Genomic DNA, 21,521 nt, shown 5'->3' on the forward strand with positions numbered 1-21,521 from the left:
AAATGTATAAGATACTTACAAAACTAAATACGCCCTATGAAATATCGCGCTTATTCCCTACCAGAACACTAATTAAAGTGCAAACAACAATATAAAAAATAGATATGATAAATGCATAATAAAACCATTCAATATTGCGTCCTATTTCAAGCAAATTGACAACATTTACAATCCACAAACTTCTTAAATTAATAATCGGATTAAATGTTTTCATAATACCATGTAATAATGCAGGTAAAAAAATCATAATAGTAAAGTTTGTAAGTATACTCATTTTACTACTTCTGATTACATAAGTTATAGCTAAAACAAAAACTGTATAAGCGATATGTATCAGAGTTTCAAGTAGAAATATTTTAACAATAGAAGATAATAGGTCTGGTGCGTAGTTATCCGGAAAAACATAAAATGATAAACCAATGCCTACAGCAGATCCTATTATGAAATATAGCATTGTTCCCATACATGAAACTATGGCCTTGCTAATAAAGACTTTACTAAAAGATACTCCTTTAGCTATAACTGGATATATTGTTTTCTGTGAAAATTCTTGTGATGCAAATGTTGTAGAAAAGCATAATATAGGTAAAGCAAAAGAATAATTTCTATACATTATATTGACAAAATCGGAAACATTATTTATGCTACCCAGTGTTTTCCTGCCTAATAACATTGAGATAACTATAAAAAGATTCAGCACTATACCTAAGTAAAATATCTTTAAATGCTTTAGTTTATAAAGCTCTGCTTTGATAAGTGATAACATTAATTTCCCTCCCCTCTCATTAACGAGAATACATAATTTTCTAAATCTTCACCAATATTAGAAATTTCATTAATAGGTATTTTTTTATCGTATAATATTTTTATAATATCTTTTGCTTCAATATTATCAATATATATATTCATTTCATTCATTGAAACAATCTCATAGGTGGCATTCGGAAACACATTTTCAAGGATATTTTTAATATTAGGAATGTTTGCAGCATTAATATGTACATATCTTTTTCGGGCAGTTTGAAATTTATTAATACTAAACTCTTTGACCATAATTCCTTTGTGTAAAACCCCATACTTAGTTGCAATTTTTGATAGTTCTCCTAATATATGACTGGAAATCAGTACGGTTGTTGATTTTTCCTTATTAAGAACAATCAGTAAATTACGTAACTGTTTAATCCCTTCAGGATCGAGTCCATTTAAAGGCTCGTCTAAAATTAACAATTCGGGATTTCCAAGTAATGCTATACCAATTGCTAATCTTTGTCTCATGCCCAGCGAAAAATGCTTTACAGCTTTTTTGTCAAATCTTGGTAAATCAATTAGTTCTAATATTTCTTCTATACCATTATTTTTGATTCCAAATGAATCTTTAAAAAGCTTTAAATTTTCATAAGCACTAAAGTCTTCAAATAGACATGGACGTTCTATTATGCATCCAATTTTTTTCCTGGCAATATTAGGATTAAGACCATTAAATAATTGAATATTGCCTTCACTAGGTTTTATAAGCCCTACTATAATTTTCATTAAGGTTGTTTTTCCAGCTCCATTTTCACCTATGAAACCATATATGTCTCCTTTCTGTATTGTCATATTAATATTCTTTATCACTTCATTATGACCATATACTTTTGTAAGACCACAAGTTTTTATTATATTTTCCATTACAGATTCTCCTTATCAAAATTTGTATAAAGTTTATAATATGTTCCTCCCTTAGTTAATAATTCTTCATGTGTTCCTTGTTCTACAATCTTGCCATCCTCAAAAACGAATACAATATCTGAATCAATAATAGTTGATAATCGATGAGCTATAATCACTTGTGTACAATTTAATTTAGATAAATTTTGTGAAACCTTTTCTTGATTAATATTGTCCAAAGAACTTGTAGCTTCATCCAAAATTAGTATTTGTGGCTTGTTTAAAATTGCTCTTGCCAACATAATACGTTGCCTTTGACCTCCAGATAAGTTCATCCCCATTTCTGAAATTATGGTATTGAATCCCATTGGCATCGTCTCAATTTCTTCTAATATTTCAGCAGCCTGACAAGCTGATCTCACATCTTCAAAAGATACTTCTTTATTTGAATCTAATACAATATTTTCGTATATAGTCTTATTAAACAAAGAAACATCTTGAGGTACAATTCCAATCTGATTTCTTAATGCATTCAAATTCCATTGGTCTATTTCTAAATCGTCATAATATATATGTCCTTCAGAAGGACGGTACAAACCCACCAAAAGTTTGGCTAATGTTGTCTTGCCATCTCCAGACTTACCTACAATGGATATCTTTTTTCCAACCGGAATATGCATATTTATGTTTTTCAGTACATTTCCAGAGTTATTTGTATATCGAAAACTAACATTTTCCAATTTAATATCACCTTTTAGTTCACATTTAACTCCTTCTGGATTTGTATTTTCTGGTTTTTCTAAAATTATATCAGATATTCTTTCAAAAATTGCTTTGCTATTAATTATACCCGTCCACGTATTAAATACAGAATGGGACAAAGAATAGAAGTTTCCACTTAATGTATAGAAGGCAATTGTCTCGCCAATTGTTATATTTCCATTTTTACTTAAAATAAGTCCACAGCAAAGAATGATTATCGGTGAAGCAAATAGCAAAAAACTCAACCATGAATTCATTGAAAGGTTGTAGTTTTCTTTTTTTATAAATTTAGAAATATATTTAGAAAATTTCTGTTCCCAATCATTAAAAATACTATTTTCTATTGAAGTCATTTTTATTCCCAATATTGAGTATACGGACTCCATCTGTACAGATTGACTTGTACTTTGTTCGACCAATACATCCCTACTATTCTGCAAAAGTGTCCGATAAGATATTTTTAAAACAATAATATTTAATAGGAATAAGAAAAATGCTATAGCAAATAGAATTGGGGATTTTATTATCATATAAATTCCTATAAAAATTGTTGCTCCACAATCAATTATACCTGTAACTAACTGACTAGTAAAAATTTCCCTAATAGTCGCTGTACTGTTTATATTGTAAATTATATTACCTTTCCCTCTTAACTCAAAATATTTAAAAGGTAACCTCAACAGATGATTGAATATCTCTGTGTTAAGTTTTCTATCTACCTTAACACGTAAATTAAGAACACTTTTTCCTCTTAGCCGAAATACAAGTAGATAAAATAACGAAACTAATGTAAGTAACATAAATAAGTAGGCTAAATTAAGCGAAACTTGATGGCTGGCTGAAGCATCAATTATATACTGGATTAAAATCGGTATGATTAAAGTAGTTCCATACATAAATAGTGATGCGACTACCATTTTAATATATAAAGATTTCTCGCTTAGAAAAACTGAATTTACAAATGTCCACCCTACTTTTGCTTGAGCTTTTTTTTCAAAATTCTCATTGGGCTTTACGATAATTGTTGTATTTGAATAATGTTTTTCAAACTCATCATATGTATATTTCAGGTATCCTAAGGAGGGATCTGCAATATAATAGGTGTTTTTATTGACTTTTTCTAGAACAACAAAATGCCTATTATCCCAAAATAAAATAGCTGGTGTTGGGATACTTTTAAGATTTGTGCTAACAATATTATATGCTTTGGCACTAAGATTGTATTCCTCCATCAGTTTAATGAGTTGCCTTAAACTATTACCGTCACGTCCTACTTCCAAGCGTTCTCTAAGTTCCGTCAATGTTACATAATGCTTATAAAATCTTAACAGCATACATATGCAACCTATACCACATTCTGTTTGTTGATTAATTTCTATATATGGGACTTTTTTAACCACAATACTTCTCCTTTCATAGCCAGAATGTTAACATATTCAATGTCATAGCAACATAAACGTTCTCTAAATCAAGAAATTATGTTGCTACAAACAACCAATAAACACGGTCTATTCTAGGCGCAATATATCTATAACAAAATTATCTTCTAATGTACTTAGCAAACCTAGACCGATTCCTGCTGCTCCTGTCAATAGTCCCCATTCCTCTTCTTCCTCCAGTTGAACTAAGTTTAAAGAGTGTTCCATAAAATACTGCATAGTTAAAATGCATTCATTTTCTAAAGCAGTATCCCCCAAATACTTTGCAACATATTTTATTATAAGAATATTACCTACATCTCCGTGACAAAGACACATACCTTTTCCCATACTATGTTCTTTACAAATAGAGACTAAATAGCGTAGCTCATCCTCAATATACTCGTCTATATATCCACATTCCAATAATTGTATCCGATTTAAAAGGATACCGATAGCACCATTACACCAGGTATACTGTATTTCTTTTGATCCGCTTCTTCTCAGCCATGCTTTTTGCTCTGAATCAAAGAGACTACGTTCATAATCTAAACACTTTCGGATAATACCCAGTATTTTTCTCTCGCCTGTAATCTCATATAATTTTGCAAGCTGAGCTGAAATGCCTGCATTACCATGTGCATAGCTGCTATATTCACCTTCCCACATGTAACCGTTTGTTTTGTCATCTATAGCTGCACTTTCCAATATTTTATTAAGTATATACACAAAAAACTGTTTTGCTGTATTTTCCTCAATAATATCTTTTTTGAGCCAGAACAAAGTTAGTGACAAGATACCAGCATACCCGCTAATCACATCTGAGGAATTAGAACATTTATAAAGCTGTTCAAACAATTTAGGAAGCTTATCCTCTATATATAAATACATATTTGTGTCATTTAAAACATCAGCGATTTTTTGCATTGCATATAGCCATCCAAACATACCGCTAAATGCACCTAGATTAAACTTCTCAAAATGCTCGTCTGGATTGTCAAGTACATCTTTAATTGGTTCCAAAACCATATAGACCATATTCAACCACTTTTCGTCTGCAGTAACTTTATACAAAATAGCGTAGAATAGAGCAATACCGCTATTACCATCATATAAATCGTTTCCTGCTGGACCCATCATATCTACCTTTGATTTTGTGATACTTATCCCAATCCATGAAGCTGCAGGTTTCCCCAGTACTGATTTTCCATAAATGGCTTTTCGACTTATTAAATCTGCAATTTCAATAGCCTTTTCTGTAAAATGTTTTTTTAGTACTTTGTAATCAGACTGATAAACTGCTGGTGATTGAAAAACAGTTTGTGTTAGGTGTTGCTTTTTATCGGAGAAACGGTAGCTAGCGTTAATAAAAGCCATTTGTCTTCTGAAATCATCTGTACCAATACTTTCAACTTTTGCTTCGATAGTTTCGCAAATTGTTTTTGTAAAATAGTCTTCAATTTTAAATTCATTATCTGAAAATAGATTTTTTGAATCAGTATACGTAAAGAAATATGGAATATCTCCTCTGGAAAGACTATCATACTCTATTTTTAAAGCGGCTATGTCCTGTTCTCTTATTTCCTCATCTAATTGAAATCTTAACCACATAAGGAATACATATCTATCCAGCGTGTTATGTAATAGATCCGGATGATAGCTTGTACTCAGTAATCTTGAATAAACATTTGTCGGTCTTAAAACATGTCTTACTTGTTTACAATATAAGTTTTTCTTGAAGAATAATGTGAATTCTTCTTTGTTTTGCTGCATCCATTTATACAAACATGTAAATCCTTTTTTTATATAATCTGCATATTGTTCCGGATTGACATTTTTATTATTTAATGCTGGATTGTTTTGGGCAGGAGCAATAACACCATAATCATATACCAGCTGTATTTCATCTGTATCGTAATTTTTTATAAATAAATCTTTAAACGGAGCAATTTGTGGAGTACCCTGAGAAACGCCTCCAATATTTATTGCTTTATCCTTATTTTTTCCAGTCATATATGTAGGTAATAATGAAATACTATTTACAGAATTCAATATCACTTGTCCTATTTGCCCGTTTAATGATTTTAAAGTTTCATTATCCATTACCAATTCTGCATGTAATAAAGTTTCTAGATCAATCAGAACAGGTTGATCTCGGTCTGCGATAATATTTTCATAATGCATATCTTTACCATTTAAAACATGCAATAAGCACAGCAGTTCACCTATTCTAGTATAGAAATCACAAATTTCTTCCTCGGTGCAGCATTTTTTATATGTAACAAACTCCATCCATCCACAAGAGTTCTCACTAAAGCATTTGCAAGCTTTAAGTTTTTTAAAATCAGGAATCTGTTGACTGTTAATCCACTGAACTAATTTTACATATTGTTCCTCCATTTCAAGTCTTCTAGGTTTGTAAATCAAATTTATATTATCAAAAATAAGTTTACATACCATTCTTCCATTATTATGAGTATCGCCTTTTCCAAAGGATATATCCACTAAACACCCTGTCTCTCCAAAGTGTTTTTTTATTGAGATTTTATTTTCTTCTATCTTCAAAATAACTTCTTTAACAAAGTTAACTCTATTTTCTATTTGAATTTTTAAGCAACGTATAAGCTCTGGGTAGATATGATATAATTGCAATACATATTGCTTATCTGCTAAAATCATTTCTGAAAAATATTTCCCCTTCTCTACTGGTCCATCGCCTATAAGTTTTCCTTCTTCTTTCGCAATATTAGTTTCTAAAATCAATGTTCTAAATGAAATCTGATTGCATTTTTCCAATAATTGATTAACTACTGATCTAATAAGTTGTTTTTTGTTACTAATAATTTTCGAGTGGTTTATATGATTGCATAAATCTGTATAATAAATATTAAGAATTGGTGCATAGAAACCAAACCAAATATTATTACTCAGATAGAAGGAACCATCTTCATTATCCCATGTATATTTACTATCGAAGTATTTCGAGACATTTTCTGGGTTTTCGGAAGTATATTTTTTCTCGATTTCATTTATATTATAACCAGTTATTTTTTCGACTTCATTAATAAGTTGTTCTTTACTGACATAAGTAGGTAAGAATGATTTCCAAAACTCAAGAACATCTTCAAAAGATATCCTGCTATCTGATATATTTTCCATATTTTCACTCCTTATTAAACAACCACCATCACTTTTTTGCAATGGTGGTTGCCTTTTTGTAATTCAGTTTAAAATGCTATTTACTTTATATATACTTTATGATAGTATGTAATGGTAGTATTATGCATTTTCAAAAGATAATGTTACTACGTCTTATTTCATTGGAATGCATTAGCATTTGGAACCGGTGCATTCCAATGAAACTGTGTATACTGCACCACAGCCATGAGACGGTGTCGGTGTAATTGTTACAGTTGTAACAGTAATGGTGATTGTTCCTGCACCTACCTGTGTGTCTAATTCCTGCTCCTGAATTTCAGTTCCCAGACTGACAACTGGTGTTTCAATATCAAATTTTCCTCTTGCTCTTAAAAGTGGATTTCTTAATACGTTTGTTCTTGTCATAACTTTATTCCTTTCAATTGTTTTTATTTAATTTTCTTTTACTAAGTGGACCGGTTCATTTAGTAATTGTATTCTAGCATATATTTCCTTTAAAAATTGAAATGATTGTAAACTGCCATTTTTTGGTTGTTTATTTTGAATTGAAATACAGATAGCAAAGTTTTAACTACTTTTAAAACTTTGCTATCTGTATTTGGTATTGGAGACTGATAACGTATTAAACTGCTGATTTTGAATCAAAAACAGTTTGATCAGCAGACACTAAGTAAAAAACTGCCATCATGGTTTTATACCACAATGACAGCTCGTTATACATTCCTTATTTTTCTTCTGAAATCACAGCAAGGATCTCATCAATGCTCTTTCCTGAAGCCACAACCGCTTTATACAGTTTTTCCTTCTTCTCATCTTTTATCTTTACTTCGATTTCTTTCCTCTTTTGACGCAGATTTTTGAGATTTGCTTTTGTTTCTTCAATCTGCTTTACAACCGCCTCCAACTGTTCCTCCAGAGTGATATTTTCCGCTTTTTTCCGCCCTCTTGCCATAACAACCCTCCGTAATTTATTATTTCTATATCTTACCACTAATTACAGAAAATTACTATCCTTTATAAAAGATTCTCATATTTCAAGCGTATTTCCAGTCAATCATCTGGCTGTCCGATTCTGCCGCTGATTCTGTGCTACTTCCTATTTTCTCTGATATCCCTCCATAATGGCAACTTCCAATTCCTGCTTAAAATTGGCTTCAATCGGATGTGCAATATCCTCCCTCTCATTCTTTGAGGAATTCTCCTTCTGTGGCATCCCCACAAAAGTTTTTCCATTCCACCTCTAAATGATATGCATCTGGTGTACTACAAACACATCCTGCAGTTTCATAGACACTTCCCCTTTAAAGGTTTCATTTCCCTTAGTCGGCATGACACTCAAGTCATAATAAACTTCCTCATCTCGCCAGTTTTCTTCCAGATCCACTATTTTATCTTCCATATTTGGGTAAGCGTTTTTGACTTGTTCCGTAACTACTTTTCGGAATTCCCCATCTTTAAAAGCAAAAAATGGTACATATTCTCCTGTTCCATACTCTTTGTACTTAGGCATCTCCAAATAAATGCCGCCTTTTTGTGATTCTTTAAGCGCAATGCTTTTAGCACAAAATACACGGTCAAACGTAAAGCTTACAAACCCTCTTAAATCACTATTCTCTTAGAAGAGAAATGCCATCCCCTTCTAAGCCTTTATGCGTTTTCACAGAACACTTTTATCTAAATCTTTCTATTGTTTTTTGAATTATCCTCTTCGTCTCTCCATATCCTGCTCCAAATATCTCGGTACTGGTTTTCCGGATTTCATAGCGATTGCAATCTGTTTTTCCCGTAATCTCTTGATCACCGACTCTCTTTTCTTTGGTTTCTTTTTTGAGGATTGTTCTAGTCTTTGTGCCGGCTTTCTTTCCACTCTTTTCCCTTCTGCACTTTTCAGATTGTTTACCTGGCCATCCACCATATTATAATTTCCTTCTGTTCCGGATTCCCAGCTTCTCTCATAAGTTCCATTCTCAAAAAATTTCTGATAATGTTCCAGCCTGTCTCTATTTTTTTGATGTTTCTGTTCCCTTTGTTCCGGTGCTTTCATAAACTCATGGAGTTTCTGTTTGGTTTTTTCATCGAATCCATTATTACATTCCTCCATGATCATCTTCCCATAACTGTCTAGGATGATATAGGCAACCTGCCTGTGATATTCCTGATGCTCCATAAGATAAAACTGTTTTCCGTCAATGATGATATCATCCGTAGCCATCCAGTTTCCCGGCTTTCCACTAATGCAGTAATTTTCCGTATCCAGCGTGACTAATGTACCTGACGGGTTTAATCGAATGAACCCTGATAAAAGCTGTGGATAATCTTCATTGACATAATAACAATGGATTTCCCCATTCTGATTCAGTACAAGCACATCACTGACTTCACAAGACTCTTTCATGCGTTTCCATAAAGCAATTGCATTCTCCCCCGGCAATAATGGCCTGATATCCATCTGCCGGTAATATTCAATCCGTATCGCAAGTTTCCTGCTTACCGCTTCCTGATAGGAAAGGTGCCAAAGGTCTCTCCCTTCCGAATTACGGTCTACTCGGTAAACTGCAAATTGATCATTCTTCATAAGCATCATCCTCCAGGTTATTTAGATAACGATTCAGATCCAGGGAATAATAATATTTATCTTCGATCATCTGTAACTTACTGATCGTAGATGCAATCGTTTCCAGCAGATCGTCTTCCAACGGATCTTCTTTCGTTTCTTCCAATGCCTCTAAGGTATCCTTCAAAATATCTATCGTATCTTTTCTTGTGTTTTCCTGGAAAAGAGCCACAACCGCCAATTCATCTTCTTCAAATTTCACTTTGCTCATAAGCTCATATCCTCCCTTCTTTTTTGAGATTTGTTTTTTTGTATCTCTCCTTTTTCTTCTTTTGGTCTGGTTTTCTCTACATTCAGAGGCTTTTCGTCGATATATTGTTCTACACGTTTCAAGGCTTCCTGCACCAACTTGTTCTCCCTGTAAAATGGTATGGAATCTAAGATTTCTCTTTGTAATCTTCCGGCAACCATCAGATCCATCATTCCGTCATAATCACTTCCTTCCTGCAAGTTAAATCCAACGGATTTGAGCCCATTCATTCGTTCTGCAGGTATCTTCTCATACGCTTCTAAAGCTTCCGGCAGACTCAGATCATGATGAATTTCTCCTAATACCGGAAACTCTGAACATTCTGCCGCATAGAAGCTGATACAGCTCGTTTCTTCTAAAATATCCCTTTTTTGAACAACATTTTCAATTCTAAGGTTCTCTTGTTTCTGTTCCAGCATCATTTCTATTTTTTCTGTCAGTTCATCGATCATTTCTCCGGCTGTCTTACGGATCACATCCATAGAGGCTTTCAGTTCTCTCATTTCTTTTCCACTGCTCCAACCTGCAATATACGTAAAACTGTATTCTGACGTATCCAGTTCAAAGGCAGAACACACACAATATGCAACTGATTCTGCTTCCACTTCTTTTGTTAGCCGGTCCTTCTCAATGCCCTGGCTTTCCATGATCTCCTTGTCATGTAACCTTGCATGTGCGGTTTCATGGATTGCTGTTTTTAAAGTCTGGCTCTGGCTCATGTCTTTTTTGATGACGATTTCTTTATCCAGGTTGTGATAATAACCGTTTGCAGATCCTTCGATCGCATCGAATCGTATCGGTACTGGTGAGATTTCCCGGATTGCTTGCAGGAATAAATCAAAATCTTCTACTGCCGCTGTCAGGATTTCAGGAGCAAGTGTCTGGATCGGTTCTCCTGTGGTCTGTTCAATATCAAATACTGTGATCGCCTTGAAACAAGGAAGTGTGACCTCTACCTCTTCCGTCTTTGGTTTTCCATCCGGATCGATGACTGGTTTCTGATCCTGATCCAATACTGCCTGTTCCTTTTTCCTTTTGATTGGCGCCGGTGCGATAATTGTGATTCCCTTCTCCCCTTTTTTTACCTGTCTGCCCATAGACTGCCAGTTTCGATATCCCGTTACTAAGGTGGCATCCGGCCTTTGCATGGCGATCAACAGCGTATTATTAAAAGAATAATTATGGAATTTTGACATTGTTTTCAAATATTCCTGATACCGTTCACTGGTAAATAATTCTGCGACTCCTGTTTCCAGGTTTTGCATGATACTGTCCATATCTTTCCCTTGTATGGGAAGTAATTTGGTTTTTGTCAATTCTTCGCTCATTCATTTCCTCTCTTTCTCTTTTAAAAAATCCCCCATACAGCCGTGTGTATGAGGGATTCCCATCTTATCGTTATACGGACTCTACACTTCTATAATTCCATCTCATGTTTCTTAGCTTTCGGCTGCTTCATACTCTGCTCTTTTCCCGTATGCTCATTTTTACCAAGCTGAGCTGTTTTCTCTTTCTGACGCTCTTCAAATTTATCTGCCCTTTCAAATACCCGGTCTTTCACATCATAATGATAGACGTGATCGGAAAGTCGTTCTTCCGGAGCGACTTCATTTTCATTGATCGTCTGGACCATATCCTCCAGAACCCGGTAATCAAATGTTCCATTATCCGGAATGACTAATGTTTCATGGGTGGAAGAGGGCAGAATAAAGAAGTCTCCCTGAAAACCTTCCCCAATCTGCTCCATTACTTCCGGATAAAAAATCACACCTGCTCCATCCACTGTCTGCGGATTCGTGATAATGAACATCGGAGTCTCCCTTTCCATTCCCATTCCCTTTGAAATAATTTCTGCAATGTTCTGAACAGGTTCGTCCCTCATGATTGTTTCAGAACCCATTCCCATAAGCTGCTCGATCATACTTCCCATAATCATCACCTGAACCGGTCTGGCATTAGGACTGTTTTCCATGGCATCTGCATGAAGCTGTTCCTCACTGATCCCATAACGTTTTAAAATATCATTCGTGATCATCGTAGAACCCACCCCAATATCATCAATGCTGATTGCAAGATGATAGGTAATTGCCAGATCTTCTCTCATCTGGTGAGGTACGTTCTGCAGCATTTCTTCATTTTTTTCTGCTGAAGATACGCGGATGAACAGCTTATCCTTTGCAGTCTCATATTCTGTGATGCTCTTCGGATCAAACTGTTCCGGTGCATCAAGCACCAGCTCCGTAATATTTCTCAAAATGTTTTCCATAGAATTCTGTGGATCTGACTGGAACATTTCGTATAACTGATTCAGGTTAAAGGTCGGCGCGATTACCTGATTTTCTTTTAAGACCGTGATTCCGAGATAATTCTCATTTAATTTCTTTATCTCTTCGATTTTTACCTGGGCACCTTCATATTCAATCGGAAGAAACTGTTTGATTCTTCCCTTTACTTCGTCAACAAATTGATTAAAATCCATATCTTATTCCTCCTTCTATTTTCTCTTATTTTTCTTCGTTGTTTTCTTTTTCGGGAAAGATAATGAAAATGTCACTCTCCCGTTTTCATCGGCTTCCATATGCAGATCTGCTTCAAAATACAGATCTTTTTTTCTGGAATACAGATCCTTCACATGAACACTTCCATTCTTCAGAAGCTCAGCAGCCATCCTGGTATCCATATCCTTTTCCATACTCTGTAAATACTTGTTTTCTTTCCAGAGACAAAAATTACATTCACGATTACCGCAATAGAAATTTTTCTTTCCTTCATAGACCAGGCCGCCACAGACCGGACAGGTTCCCAAGCTCTCTTTTTTCTGGAATCTTCGTGTCTCTTCTTCCGGAATGGAGTCACAATGATTCAGCATCATGGAAATCAGCTTTTCGATGCCTGTCATAAACTGCCCAGGAGCCATCTTTCCCTGCTCCATCTCTAACAGTTGGTTTTCCCATTCGGCTGTCATGGTGGCAGATTTCAAGAAATCCGGTAAGATATCAATCAATATTATTCCGTCCTCTGTTGGAAGGATCTGTTTGCCTTTTCGTACCGCATACTGGGAAGCGATCAGTTTTTCTATGATCCCTGCCCTTGTTGCCGGAGTTCCTAATCCTTTCTTTTCTGTGTCTTCATCGAATTCCTTATTTCCAGCAGTTTCCATTGCCGCAAGGAGAGTATCTTCGCTGTACTGCTTTGGTGGCGATGTGAAATGTTCCGTTTTCACTGCCGATACGTTATAAAACTTCTGGTCTACTTCTACTTTGGGAATGCTGTCTTTTCCTGCATCTGCCGGGTTTTCTATGGCAAGTCCGTCATCATTCTTAAAGCATTCCTCATACAGTTTCCAACCGATCTGTTCGACCACTTTCCCTTTTGCTTTAAAAATCTCATCCTGACATCGTACTTCCACCTCTGTCTCCATGAATACATGATCTTCTTCCATTGCTTCTACGGTATGTACTGCGATCAGGAATAAAATCTTCTGTTCCCATTCTCTTAACTTAGAGAAGTCAAATTCTGCAAGTTCTATCGTAGGAATGATTGCATGATGATCCGATACTTTCTTGTCATTCAGCACCTTCTTTACCTCCGGTGTTTTGGGCTGGTCAAACGGTTCCAGCAATTGATACTTCTCATAGATCTTACGGATCACTTGTTTCGCCGTTTCTTCCATATCACTTGTCAAATACTGGCTGTCCGTTCTCGGATAAGTGATCAGCTTCTGCTCATACAGGCTTTGCGCCGCATTTAATGTCTGCTGAGCAGTCATTCCATAGATACGGTTCGCCTCTCTCTGCAGGGTTGTCAGGTCATACAGTTTCGGCGGTTTTACCGTCTTTTCCTTTGACTCCACTTTTTCCACAATCGCATCACTGCCCTGACAGGTTTTCCACACTCTTTCTGCTTCTTCCACATCGAAGATTTTCTTCTTCTCTACGATCAGTCCATCACAATCCAAAACCACATTAAAATATTTTTCTTTTTTGAAACCTGAAATCTGCTTCTGTCTTTCGACAAGCATGGAAAGTGTCGGCGTCTGCACGCGTCCTACTGTCAGCTTTTTAAAATATTTTGTTGTGTAAGCTCTTGTCGCATTCATACCGACAAGCCAGTCTGCCTGTGCCCGGCAAACCGCCGCTTCTGCCAGATTATGATAGGTTTCTCCAGCTTTCAGATGTTCCATCCCTTCTAAGATCGAAGAACTTTCCAGCGAACTGATCCATAATCTCTTGACCGGCTTTTTACTTCCGGACAGATCATATACATGCTTAAAGATAAGTTCTCCTTCCCGTCCGGCGTCACAGGCATTTACCACAAACTCGATATCCGGGCGGTTCAGCAGCTTTTTCAAAATATAGAACTGTTCTTTCTTATCTTTGGATACTACCAGTTTCCATTCCTCTGGGATGATCGGAAGATCCTCATACAGCCATCTGGTAAACCTTTCATCATAAGAATCCGGTGGAACATATTCTGCAAGATGGCCAAAACACCAACTGACAATGCATCCCTTTCCTTCCAGATACCCTTCTTCTTTTTTTGATGCCCCGATTACTTCCGCAATCGCTTTGGACACGCTTGGTTTTTCTGCAATTACTAAATACATAACTTATTACCTCCTTCATATAACGAAAGGAAACGCCCCAAAAATACAGGGCGTTCCACTCATTTTTTTATTTTTTATTCATTTTCTTCTTCCCGGTCTTCAAATTCATCCTCATTGATGATCTCCAATCCGTCACTTGTTTCCAGTCCTTCCTCTTCAAAATCCTCTTCTTCCTCTTTCTTTGGCTTATAGATCTTGAAGTAGTAATAAGCTGCAACTCCACCTAACGCAAGAATAAGGATCGCTGCCATTGCTCCCATATTCGCTTGTGGCATCTTCTCTTTTTCCGGCTTTGCTGCCTCTTCTTTTTTACCGGTTTCTTCGGTCTTATTCTCATCGATGACTACCTGCGGAGTGGGTGTGACAGTTGCCGGCCCTTTTTCCTGATCCACAAATTCCTTCAGATCATTTTCATCTACCTGAGATAACAGATATACATTCTGGGAGGTAGAACTACGGTCAATCACAAGATAAAAGGTATTGTTATTCTTTGTTGTGATCGTAAGGAATTCTTTACTGGATCCATTCTGGATATCATCCTGGACTTCCCCATTTCCCGGTTCTGTAAAAGCATCTTCTTTCTTCTCTGTTTTATTATTTTCCGGCAGAATCCCCTTATCTGCCGGCTTTTCTGTTTCTTCATTCTGTACCGTCTCCGTCTGTGCCGCTTCTGTATTTGTCGTCTCTGCCGACGGATCCACATATGCAAAGGCTGTTGTGGATGCGGAAAAAAGCACCATAACGCCTAACAATACTCCTGCCACTTTCTTATTCAGTTTTTTCCATTTCACCATACGGATGTCCCTCCTCTTTCTTTTCTGTAAATACAAAGGAGCCTGTTCCTTCTTCCTCAGACTCCTGGCTGACCTGAAATTTTACGGTTCCTTCCTGGATTCCATTCAGAAGATCATGCAGGGCATGACTGTCTAATTTCATTCCACGGATGCTTTTGATCATCTCATTATCTTCTTCCTGTTTTAAAGCAGCATGAAGTCCTTTGAGATACTGCTGAAGATCAGCGATCTTCTGTTCTGTCTTATGGATCTCCTCCATATATTTCTTGATTTTTTTATTCAAATCTTTCACTCTCCTTTTCTTATGGCAATCTGCCAAAACACATAAAATGTTGCTGCCAGTATGCTGTACCGATATTGGAATAATGGATCGGATCCCCACAATGGATCATCATGTTATTTCCCACATAGATACCCACATGGCTTGCTCCTGGCGTACTGTACGTTCCCTGGAAAAAGATCAGATCCCCCGGCTTTGCATCTCCCGGAGAAACAAACGTACAACTGTTTCGCAATCCCTCTGCGGTCTGCCTTCCCAGATTCCATCCGTTTCCACAATGATTGATCACATAGGATACAAATCCGGAACAGTCAAATCCAGAAGGAGAATATCCTCCCCATACATACGGGACTCCCAGATATTTCTCAGCTTCCCGGATCATCCGGGCAAATTCTTCATCCTGTAATGCTTCCGGAGGTATCTCATAACTCATTCCGTCTGAACCGGAGCCTGTAGAGATATTTCCTATATCCCACAAGTAATTTCTGTTTCCATAGGTGGTATTTAAAGCATTGTATAGGATCATCTGTTCCTCATTCAGATTGGCTCTTGCGACTGCATCAAATCCTGTATTTCCTAAGGTTACATACAGAATCTTTTTCGTTGTTGTATTCGTTACCGTCACTTCATTGCTTCCGTTACTATCCGCAATAAACGCTTCCCAGGTCTTATGGCCATGTGCGGATGCTGCACTATGATTATCATAGTAAACATCGAACTGCACCCCATATCTTGCAAAGGCTCCTGTATCCTCTACGGTATATTCCACGCCATTCATCACAATCTTTGTTCCCATCGGAACAAATGGATCAGAAGCATCTACCGCGATCGTATGGTTTGCGGTTGGATAAACGCCACTTGCTGTAGGACCGCCTGACCATTGTCCGCAACAGATCGAACAATTACAGTAACCGCTGGTAACTACGTTCCCTAAGGATTCCCCTACCCGTACTGTCTTCGTTTTTGTCACGGTTTCTGTTTTACTTTCTGTATCCAAGCTGTACTGTGCTTCAAATAAAGCCTGTAATTCATCCTTGATATCTTCAAATTTCCAATCCCCATATTTTGCTGTCAGATAGGAGATCAGATGATACGGATTATGAGCGATCTCGCCTACGTTGTACTGGTATTCATCATAGTCCGGATGGGTAGTTTCCATCTCATTGATCTGCTGGTTCAAAGCCGTTTCCAAAGAAACATAGTAGTTCTCAGCCGCATAGATATCTTCATCTGTTCCTGGATATGTGGTGATCTCGATCACAGAGCCGCCCCCTTGTATGGAAGCGCTGCAGCTTCCCAAAGATACTGCCACAATCAGAAATAAGAGCACAAAAATACCGGCGCCAAAAAATACAGCCCGATTCCGCTTCACAATCTCTTTTAATGCGATCTTCGCTTTCACGGTTATATTCTCAACGCCGGCAACAGTTGCCGCCCCACCTGCACTGCCTGCAGATTTTCCTGTTCTGGCAGCCCGATAGGCATCCTTATATCGTTTTCTCTGGAAAAAGCGGTTCAGAACCCTTTTCTTCTCTTCCGACTTTTTGGCCGTTTCCTCCGCCCCTGCTTTCCCCATGCTGTCACTCATACCAAATTTTAACTTTTCTCCGGTTTCATCCAGATGATATCCTCTCCGGTTTGCCTTTACATCTGCACGCTGGCTCCGAAGCTGTGCATAGCGCAGACCTCTTACCGCTGTTTCCGTCCCTCTTTCTGCAAACTGAACCGTTTCCGTTGCAACATCCTGCTCCTCCTCTTCTGGATCCGATATCCCTTTTGAAACTGCATCCCTTACCGCATACCTTCCAATGGTTCTGCCCGGTTTCATCCCCGAACCTTTTACCATCTGATTTTCCTCATCATCAAAGGATAACCTTCCGGATTTTGTCTGCTCTTTTCTCATCTGTTTTTGGATTTGCTTTTTCCGGATTTTTTTCTTCTGTCCGGTCAAGGAGTCATCTTCCGGTATCTGTGCATGTTCCCGAAACTTTTTCTTGTATTTTGGGAATTCTCCAGAAACGTTTTTCTCCCCAGCTCCCTCTCTGTCTAACACAGATTCTTCTAAAATAGGTTCCTCAGATATTGCTTCTTTTCGCAAAGAGGAGTTTCGGATCTGCTTTTTTTGCAGATTCCGTTCCTCGCTTTGTCCATCTGACAGCTTGTCTTTCTTCTTTTCCCGGTCAAAAACAAAGTCCTGTTGCATTTCCGGCGGTCTGCCCCGGCTTTTATGGCTGATATCTTTTACAGAACCATCTGCCAGATTTTCTTCCGTCAGACCGTCTCTTGTCATTTTACTTACAATTTTCTCTCTTCCTTTCAGTTCTTTCCCTGCCAAGACTTCCGCCTCCTTCCTTTTCTCTTTGTTCCACTTCTTCCGGCTTTGTTGTCATGAGAGAATATAACTTCAGCGACTTATCAAATTTATCCTTAAACGGAATGATCGTTGTCCCATAAAAGAGAAGTCCTTCCCCTTCCCCGGAATTCGTAACATAAGACAACTGATACGGTGAAATATTTAATTGTTTTGCCAGGATCTGCCGGTCACCTGCAGCCTGATTTAACATCAAAATAAAATCACTGTTTTCAAAAATATTTTCAATCTCCCGGCTGGAAAGGAGGTCCTTTATATTCTGCGTGATTCCAGTCGGGATTCCGCCCCACTTCCTAAACCTCTTGAAGATCTCTACCGAATAAGATGCCGTCTGCTCTTCTTTCAGAAGGAGATGGAATTCATCGATATAGTACCAGGTAGATTTTACGCCACGGTTGACAGTCACCCGGTTCCACACCTGATCCTGTATGATGAGCATTCCAAGTTTTTTTAACTGCTTTCCGAGCTCCTTGATATCAAAGCAGACAATTCTGTTATTCAGTTCTACGTTGGTCTGGTGATTGAACACTTTCAAAGATCCGTTGACGTAGATTTCCAGAGCTGTGGCAATCCTCTGTGCCTGAGGTTCTTTCTGTTTGCGGAGACAATCATACAGATCTCCAAGGATTGGCATATTTTCTGGTTTCGGATCAGAAAAATAGTTCTGATATACAAGCGGAAGGCATCGGTCAATGACAGACTTTTCTTCTGCTTCAATCCCATCCCGGCTTCCCATGATCAATTCACAAAGGGATAAAATAAAGTCAGATTTTACTCCCAGCGGATTATCATCCTCAGAATAATTCATGTTGATATCCATCGGATTGATGTAATCCTTACTGTTTGGGGAAATATGGATGACCTGTCCTCCCAACGCATGGACCAATGGATAATACTCGCCTTCCGGATCTCCAATGATAATGTCATCATTGGTCGTAAAAAATACGTTTGTCATTTCCCTTTTTGCCGCAAAGGATTTTCCTGATCCGGGCGTACCGAGGATCAGTCCATTTGGATTTTTCGACTTCTTCCTGTCTACCATGATCAGGTTATTGCTGGTAGCGTTCAGTCCATAATATAAAGAATCGCCGCCCATAAATAATTCCTGTGTGGTAAATGGTACAAAAATCGCTGTACTGGTCGTTGTCAGCGCTCTTTTTATCGGAATGTGGCTGACTCCAAGGGGAAGGCTGCTCATCAAGCCTTCTTCCTGCTGATAGTCCAGACGCTTTAACATACAATTATATTTCTGTGCGATACCGGCTGTCTGAAAGATCGCATTTTCCAATTCCTGTTTGCTTTTTGCTGTATTTAAAAAGAGCGCTGTTACAAGGAACATACGCTCATTTCGTGACTGCAGATCTTCCAAAAGCCGTTTTGCTTCCCCTCCATAGGTATTCAGATCCGACGGAATGATATCCATATCGTACCCTGCTCTTACTGCCTTTTTCTGCTCTTCAATTTTCATTCTGTTGATATCCGTTACTTTACTTTTTACCAGCTTGATCGCTTTCATCTGATCCACAGACTGAATATGTAGATTTACGATCAAGTCCTTATCAATATCCAAAAACTCTGCCAGCATCTTGTCTGTCAGCTCCGGAGCAAGGATCTGTAAATAAGAAACCGCCCCCATCGTATTTTCCATCTGGAACGTCTTCCCATCCTTAAAAACAAAACTGGTAGGAGCCACATAGTCCTTTGTATTTAATCCCGTTTTGACCATAGAACCATAATCAAACTGGAAATCCACCGTAGAATCCGGATTAAAGGTTTCATACAGGATCCGCAATCGTTCCTCCCCATTCAGAGGATATGCCATCACACCAAGGATCTTAAAGTTATTCAGGATATCGGATTCGATACGCTCCAGCTTCGGTTTTGCTTCCCGGATATTTTCCGCTTCAATGGAAAAGGTGATGTATTTCGTTTTCACCAAACCATTGTTTCCTCTTGCAAGCTGTTTTTTCAGCATGTTGGCATATTCCATACGGATATCATCATAAGCATCTCCCTGGGGACTGATCTTGATCACCTGCTCAAATTCTTTCATGCTGCTCTTATGATTGATAAAACTGAGCTGAAAATGGATGCTGCTGTCAAAATAATTCAGGAAATCACACCAGTTTTCAAAGATCGCATTCTTATCTTCATTCTGTGCTAACTGATAGTTGATATCGTAAAACCGGATACATTTGGAATAGACATTTCCCTGCACCCTGCAAATACCATCCCTTCCCATTTCTTTGTAGGCAATGGTCTGTTGAACGGTAAGTTTCTTTACATCCTTCTTTCCATTCGTCTTTTTATTTGCGGCCTTTTTTCTTTTTCTTACCACCGCTTTTTCCCCCTTTCCTCTCTTCCTTTCTCATCGTTTTCTGATCTTCTCCATCTGGATCCGATTCATAATAGTTTTCAGTTTCATATTTTCTGACAGATGGCCGGATAAATTTAACCCGGATCACATGCATCAATACGTCTTCCAGATGCATTCCATCTTTCTCATACATGGCAAACAAAAAGGCCGGCAGCATCATAAGTACCATAAGGACTGCAGCATTATTGATTCCAAGAGCATTTCTAAAGAGAAAATAACAGGGAATTCCCATAGCTGCTCCAATGCCAATACAGATCAATTGCCTTTTCGTAAGATTAAATGCCACTTTATTCTTTACCTTCGTTAAATCTTTCGGCACACTCACATACGCCATGTGTTTCACTTCCTTTCTTTTTAATGTGCATTAAAGATTGACTTACTAAGTGATCCTGTCTTGAACAGACTGAAACATAAGATCACCGTATATGCCATTACACCAAATAATGAGGAACTCAGATTATCTGAAAACTGGATGCCTGCCACTAATACTGCATAAATAGCAACACATACCATCATCAGAAATGCCTGGAATGCCAGGGCAAAGAGTCCTCTGAAATAATTCGTTCCGATCTGTCCCCACTCTCTGTTGCTCATCGTTGCGAACGGGATCGGTGCAACTGAGGTATAAAGGTAAATTTCTATCATACGGACATACAAGATAACCGTAATGAGTACAGACATGATCTTCATACAGAAACTTACGATCAAAGTTTCCAATGCCAATATCACAAGTTCTCCGATCTCCATGCTTTCCAATGTAGTAGATAAATCTGTGATCGCAGAGCTGATATCAATGGATGTATCTCCGGAAACCAGCCCTGCCGCCGAGTTTACGACGTTTTGTCCTACATCAAAGACCGCCATCGTAATGGTAAACGTATTGCTTACCAGATAAACGGCGATCCACATTTTTACAAAATACTTAAAGAACATCCATGTATCAATATCATGCATATTATTTCGTTCTGTCAGCATGGAGATCAGTTCATAACACAGTACAAATGTTATGATGATACCTGCAATCGGCATGATGACTGAATTAGACAGTCCTTCAATCATACTAAAGATACTGCCATTCCATCCTTGTGGCGTCTGTCCAACCTGGCCCGCAATCTCACTTGTCTTCTGATTGACATCCGTAAACATACGGTCCAGGTTAGAACTGATCATACCTGTTAGAAGTTCCCTCATCCATTCCTCAATCGCATCAAAAATTTGATTGAACATGGATCTCTACTCC

At 37.7% G+C, this 21,521-nt stretch carries 19 protein-coding genes; all 19 read right to left on the reverse strand.

From position 1 onward, the window contains the following. Nucleotides 1-34: 34 nt before the first annotated feature. The 19 genes from ACYQ2D_RS09060 to ACYQ2D_RS09150 all read right to left on the reverse strand — a co-directional run bounded on the left by ACYQ2D_RS09060 (nucleotide 35) and on the right by ACYQ2D_RS09150 (nucleotide 21,508). Nucleotides 35-766, reverse strand: coding sequence for an ABC transporter permease (locus ACYQ2D_RS09060; RefSeq protein WP_204454795.1), 732 nt, complete (start codon nucleotides 764-766; stop codon nucleotides 35-37). Next, entirely contained in the window at nucleotides 766-1,671 is a 906-nt protein-coding gene (locus tag ACYQ2D_RS09065; protein ID WP_204454797.1) for an ATP-binding cassette domain-containing protein, read from the reverse strand. Before ACYQ2D_RS09065 ends, ACYQ2D_RS09060 begins: the two co-directional genes overlap by 1 nt. Further along, on the reverse strand, nucleotides 1,671-3,812 hold the full coding sequence (locus ACYQ2D_RS09070; protein WP_204454798.1) for a peptidase domain-containing ABC transporter: 2,142 nt from the start codon (nucleotides 3,810-3,812) through the stop codon (nucleotides 1,671-1,673). Before ACYQ2D_RS09070 ends, ACYQ2D_RS09065 begins: the two co-directional genes overlap by 1 nt. Nucleotides 3,813-3,920: 108 nt before the next feature. Then, nucleotides 3,921-6,989 carry a type 2 lanthipeptide synthetase LanM family protein gene (locus ACYQ2D_RS09075; RefSeq protein ID WP_204454800.1) on the reverse strand — a complete coding sequence of 1,023 codons (3,069 nt, stop codon included), beginning with the start codon at nucleotides 6,987-6,989 and terminating at the stop codon, nucleotides 3,921-3,923. 171 nt (nucleotides 6,990-7,160) lie between these two features. Continuing rightward, the gene (locus tag ACYQ2D_RS09080) at nucleotides 7,161-7,394 is read right to left on the reverse strand and encodes a plantaricin C family lantibiotic (protein ID WP_204454802.1); all 234 of its coding nucleotides are present in this window, start codon (nucleotides 7,392-7,394) and stop codon (nucleotides 7,161-7,163) included. A 319-nt stretch (nucleotides 7,395-7,713) separates the two neighbouring features. Beyond that, nucleotides 7,714-7,941 (reverse strand): flagellar export protein FliJ, encoded by a 228-nt coding sequence (locus ACYQ2D_RS09085; RefSeq protein WP_204454803.1) that lies wholly within the window; start codon nucleotides 7,939-7,941, stop codon nucleotides 7,714-7,716. Nucleotides 7,942-8,085: 144 nt separating this feature from the next. Further along, nucleotides 8,086-8,208 (reverse strand): septation protein SpoVG family protein, encoded by a 123-nt coding sequence (locus ACYQ2D_RS09090; protein ID WP_204454805.1) that lies wholly within the window; start codon nucleotides 8,206-8,208, stop codon nucleotides 8,086-8,088. A gap of 21 nt (nucleotides 8,209-8,229) precedes the next feature. Further along, nucleotides 8,230-8,505, reverse strand: a complete 276-nt coding sequence (locus ACYQ2D_RS09095) for a hypothetical protein (protein WP_464146722.1) — start codon at nucleotides 8,503-8,505, stop codon at nucleotides 8,230-8,232. Nucleotides 8,506-8,688: 183 nt separating this feature from the next. Next, nucleotides 8,689-9,564 (reverse strand): DUF4316 domain-containing protein, encoded by an 876-nt coding sequence (locus tag ACYQ2D_RS09100; RefSeq protein ID WP_204454807.1) that lies wholly within the window; start codon nucleotides 9,562-9,564, stop codon nucleotides 8,689-8,691. Next, a complete protein-coding gene (locus tag ACYQ2D_RS09105; RefSeq protein ID WP_204454808.1) occupies nucleotides 9,554-9,814 on the reverse strand; it encodes a transposon-transfer assisting family protein in 261 nt (86 codons plus the stop codon). The genes ACYQ2D_RS09100 and ACYQ2D_RS09105 overlap by 11 nt, the downstream gene beginning before the upstream one ends. Then, nucleotides 9,811-11,181 (reverse strand): ArdC-like ssDNA-binding domain-containing protein, encoded by a 1,371-nt coding sequence (locus ACYQ2D_RS09110; RefSeq protein WP_204454810.1) that lies wholly within the window; start codon nucleotides 11,179-11,181, stop codon nucleotides 9,811-9,813. Before ACYQ2D_RS09110 ends, ACYQ2D_RS09105 begins: the two co-directional genes overlap by 4 nt. 89 nt (nucleotides 11,182-11,270) lie before the next feature. Then, nucleotides 11,271-12,332 (reverse strand): DUF5688 family protein, encoded by a 1,062-nt coding sequence (locus ACYQ2D_RS09115; RefSeq protein ID WP_204454811.1) that lies wholly within the window; start codon nucleotides 12,330-12,332, stop codon nucleotides 11,271-11,273. A gap of 15 nt (nucleotides 12,333-12,347) precedes the next feature. Continuing rightward, nucleotides 12,348-14,459 carry a DNA topoisomerase 3 gene (locus tag ACYQ2D_RS09120; RefSeq protein WP_204454813.1) on the reverse strand — a complete coding sequence of 704 codons (2,112 nt, stop codon included), beginning with the start codon at nucleotides 14,457-14,459 and terminating at the stop codon, nucleotides 12,348-12,350. Nucleotides 14,460-14,533: 74 nt separating this feature from the next. Next, on the reverse strand, nucleotides 14,534-15,253 hold the full coding sequence (locus ACYQ2D_RS09125; RefSeq protein ID WP_204454815.1) for a DUF4366 domain-containing protein: 720 nt from the start codon (nucleotides 15,251-15,253) through the stop codon (nucleotides 14,534-14,536). Further along, nucleotides 15,228-15,536: a DUF4315 family protein gene (locus ACYQ2D_RS09130; RefSeq protein ID WP_016439433.1), complete on the reverse strand. Its 309-nt coding sequence runs from the start codon at nucleotides 15,534-15,536 to the stop codon at nucleotides 15,228-15,230. The genes ACYQ2D_RS09125 and ACYQ2D_RS09130 overlap by 26 nt, the downstream gene beginning before the upstream one ends. A 19-nt stretch (nucleotides 15,537-15,555) precedes the next feature. Next, nucleotides 15,556-17,823 (reverse strand): C40 family peptidase, encoded by a 2,268-nt coding sequence (locus ACYQ2D_RS09135; protein ID WP_204454820.1) that lies wholly within the window; start codon nucleotides 17,821-17,823, stop codon nucleotides 15,556-15,558. 1 nt (nucleotide 17,824) lies between these two features. Then, nucleotides 17,825-20,242, reverse strand: a complete 2,418-nt coding sequence (locus ACYQ2D_RS09140) for a VirB4-like conjugal transfer ATPase, CD1110 family (protein ID WP_204454816.1) — start codon at nucleotides 20,240-20,242, stop codon at nucleotides 17,825-17,827. Then, nucleotides 20,211-20,615, reverse strand: a complete 405-nt coding sequence (locus ACYQ2D_RS09145; RefSeq protein ID WP_095889427.1) for a PrgI family protein — start codon at nucleotides 20,613-20,615, stop codon at nucleotides 20,211-20,213. Before ACYQ2D_RS09145 ends, ACYQ2D_RS09140 begins: the two co-directional genes overlap by 32 nt. Nucleotides 20,616-20,635: 20 nt before the next feature. Next, nucleotides 20,636-21,508, reverse strand: coding sequence for a VirB6/TrbL-like conjugal transfer protein, CD1112 family (locus ACYQ2D_RS09150; RefSeq protein ID WP_054705757.1), 873 nt, complete (start codon nucleotides 21,506-21,508; stop codon nucleotides 20,636-20,638). Nucleotides 21,509-21,521: the final 13 nt, after the last annotated feature.

Source organism: Blautia stercoris (assembly GCF_054657695.1).

Coding starts and splice junctions, on each gene's coding strand:
- ACYQ2D_RS09060 (WP_204454795.1), bottom strand. CDS start 766: ATGTTATCACTTATCAAAGCAGAGCTTTATAAACTAAAGCATTTAAAG.
- ACYQ2D_RS09065 (WP_204454797.1), bottom strand. CDS start 1,671: ATGGAAAATATAATAAAAACTTGTGGTCTTACAAAAGTATATGGTCAT.
- ACYQ2D_RS09075 (WP_204454800.1), bottom strand. CDS start 6,989: ATGGAAAATATATCAGATAGCAGGATATCTTTTGAAGATGTTCTTGAG.
- ACYQ2D_RS09080 (WP_204454802.1), bottom strand. CDS start 7,394: ATGACAAGAACAAACGTATTAAGAAATCCACTTTTAAGAGCAAGAGGA.
- ACYQ2D_RS09085 (WP_204454803.1), bottom strand. CDS start 7,941: ATGGCAAGAGGGCGGAAAAAAGCGGAAAATATCACTCTGGAGGAACAG.
- ACYQ2D_RS09100 (WP_204454807.1), bottom strand. CDS start 9,564: ATGAAGAATGATCAATTTGCAGTTTACCGAGTAGACCGTAATTCGGAA.
- ACYQ2D_RS09105 (WP_204454808.1), bottom strand. CDS start 9,814: ATGAGCAAAGTGAAATTTGAAGAAGATGAATTGGCGGTTGTGGCTCTT.
- ACYQ2D_RS09110 (WP_204454810.1), bottom strand. CDS start 11,181: ATGAGCGAAGAATTGACAAAAACCAAATTACTTCCCATACAAGGGAAA.
- ACYQ2D_RS09115 (WP_204454811.1), bottom strand. CDS start 12,332: ATGGATTTTAATCAATTTGTTGACGAAGTAAAGGGAAGAATCAAACAG.
- ACYQ2D_RS09120 (WP_204454813.1), bottom strand. CDS start 14,459: ATGTATTTAGTAATTGCAGAAAAACCAAGCGTGTCCAAAGCGATTGCG.
- ACYQ2D_RS09125 (WP_204454815.1), bottom strand. CDS start 15,253: ATGGTGAAATGGAAAAAACTGAATAAGAAAGTGGCAGGAGTATTGTTA.
- ACYQ2D_RS09135 (WP_204454820.1), bottom strand. CDS start 17,823: ATGACAAGAGACGGTCTGACGGAAGAAAATCTGGCAGATGGTTCTGTA.
- ACYQ2D_RS09145 (WP_095889427.1), bottom strand. CDS start 20,615: ATGGCGTATGTGAGTGTGCCGAAAGATTTAACGAAGGTAAAGAATAAA.
- ACYQ2D_RS09150 (WP_054705757.1), bottom strand. CDS start 21,508: ATGTTCAATCAAATTTTTGATGCGATTGAGGAATGGATGAGGGAACTT.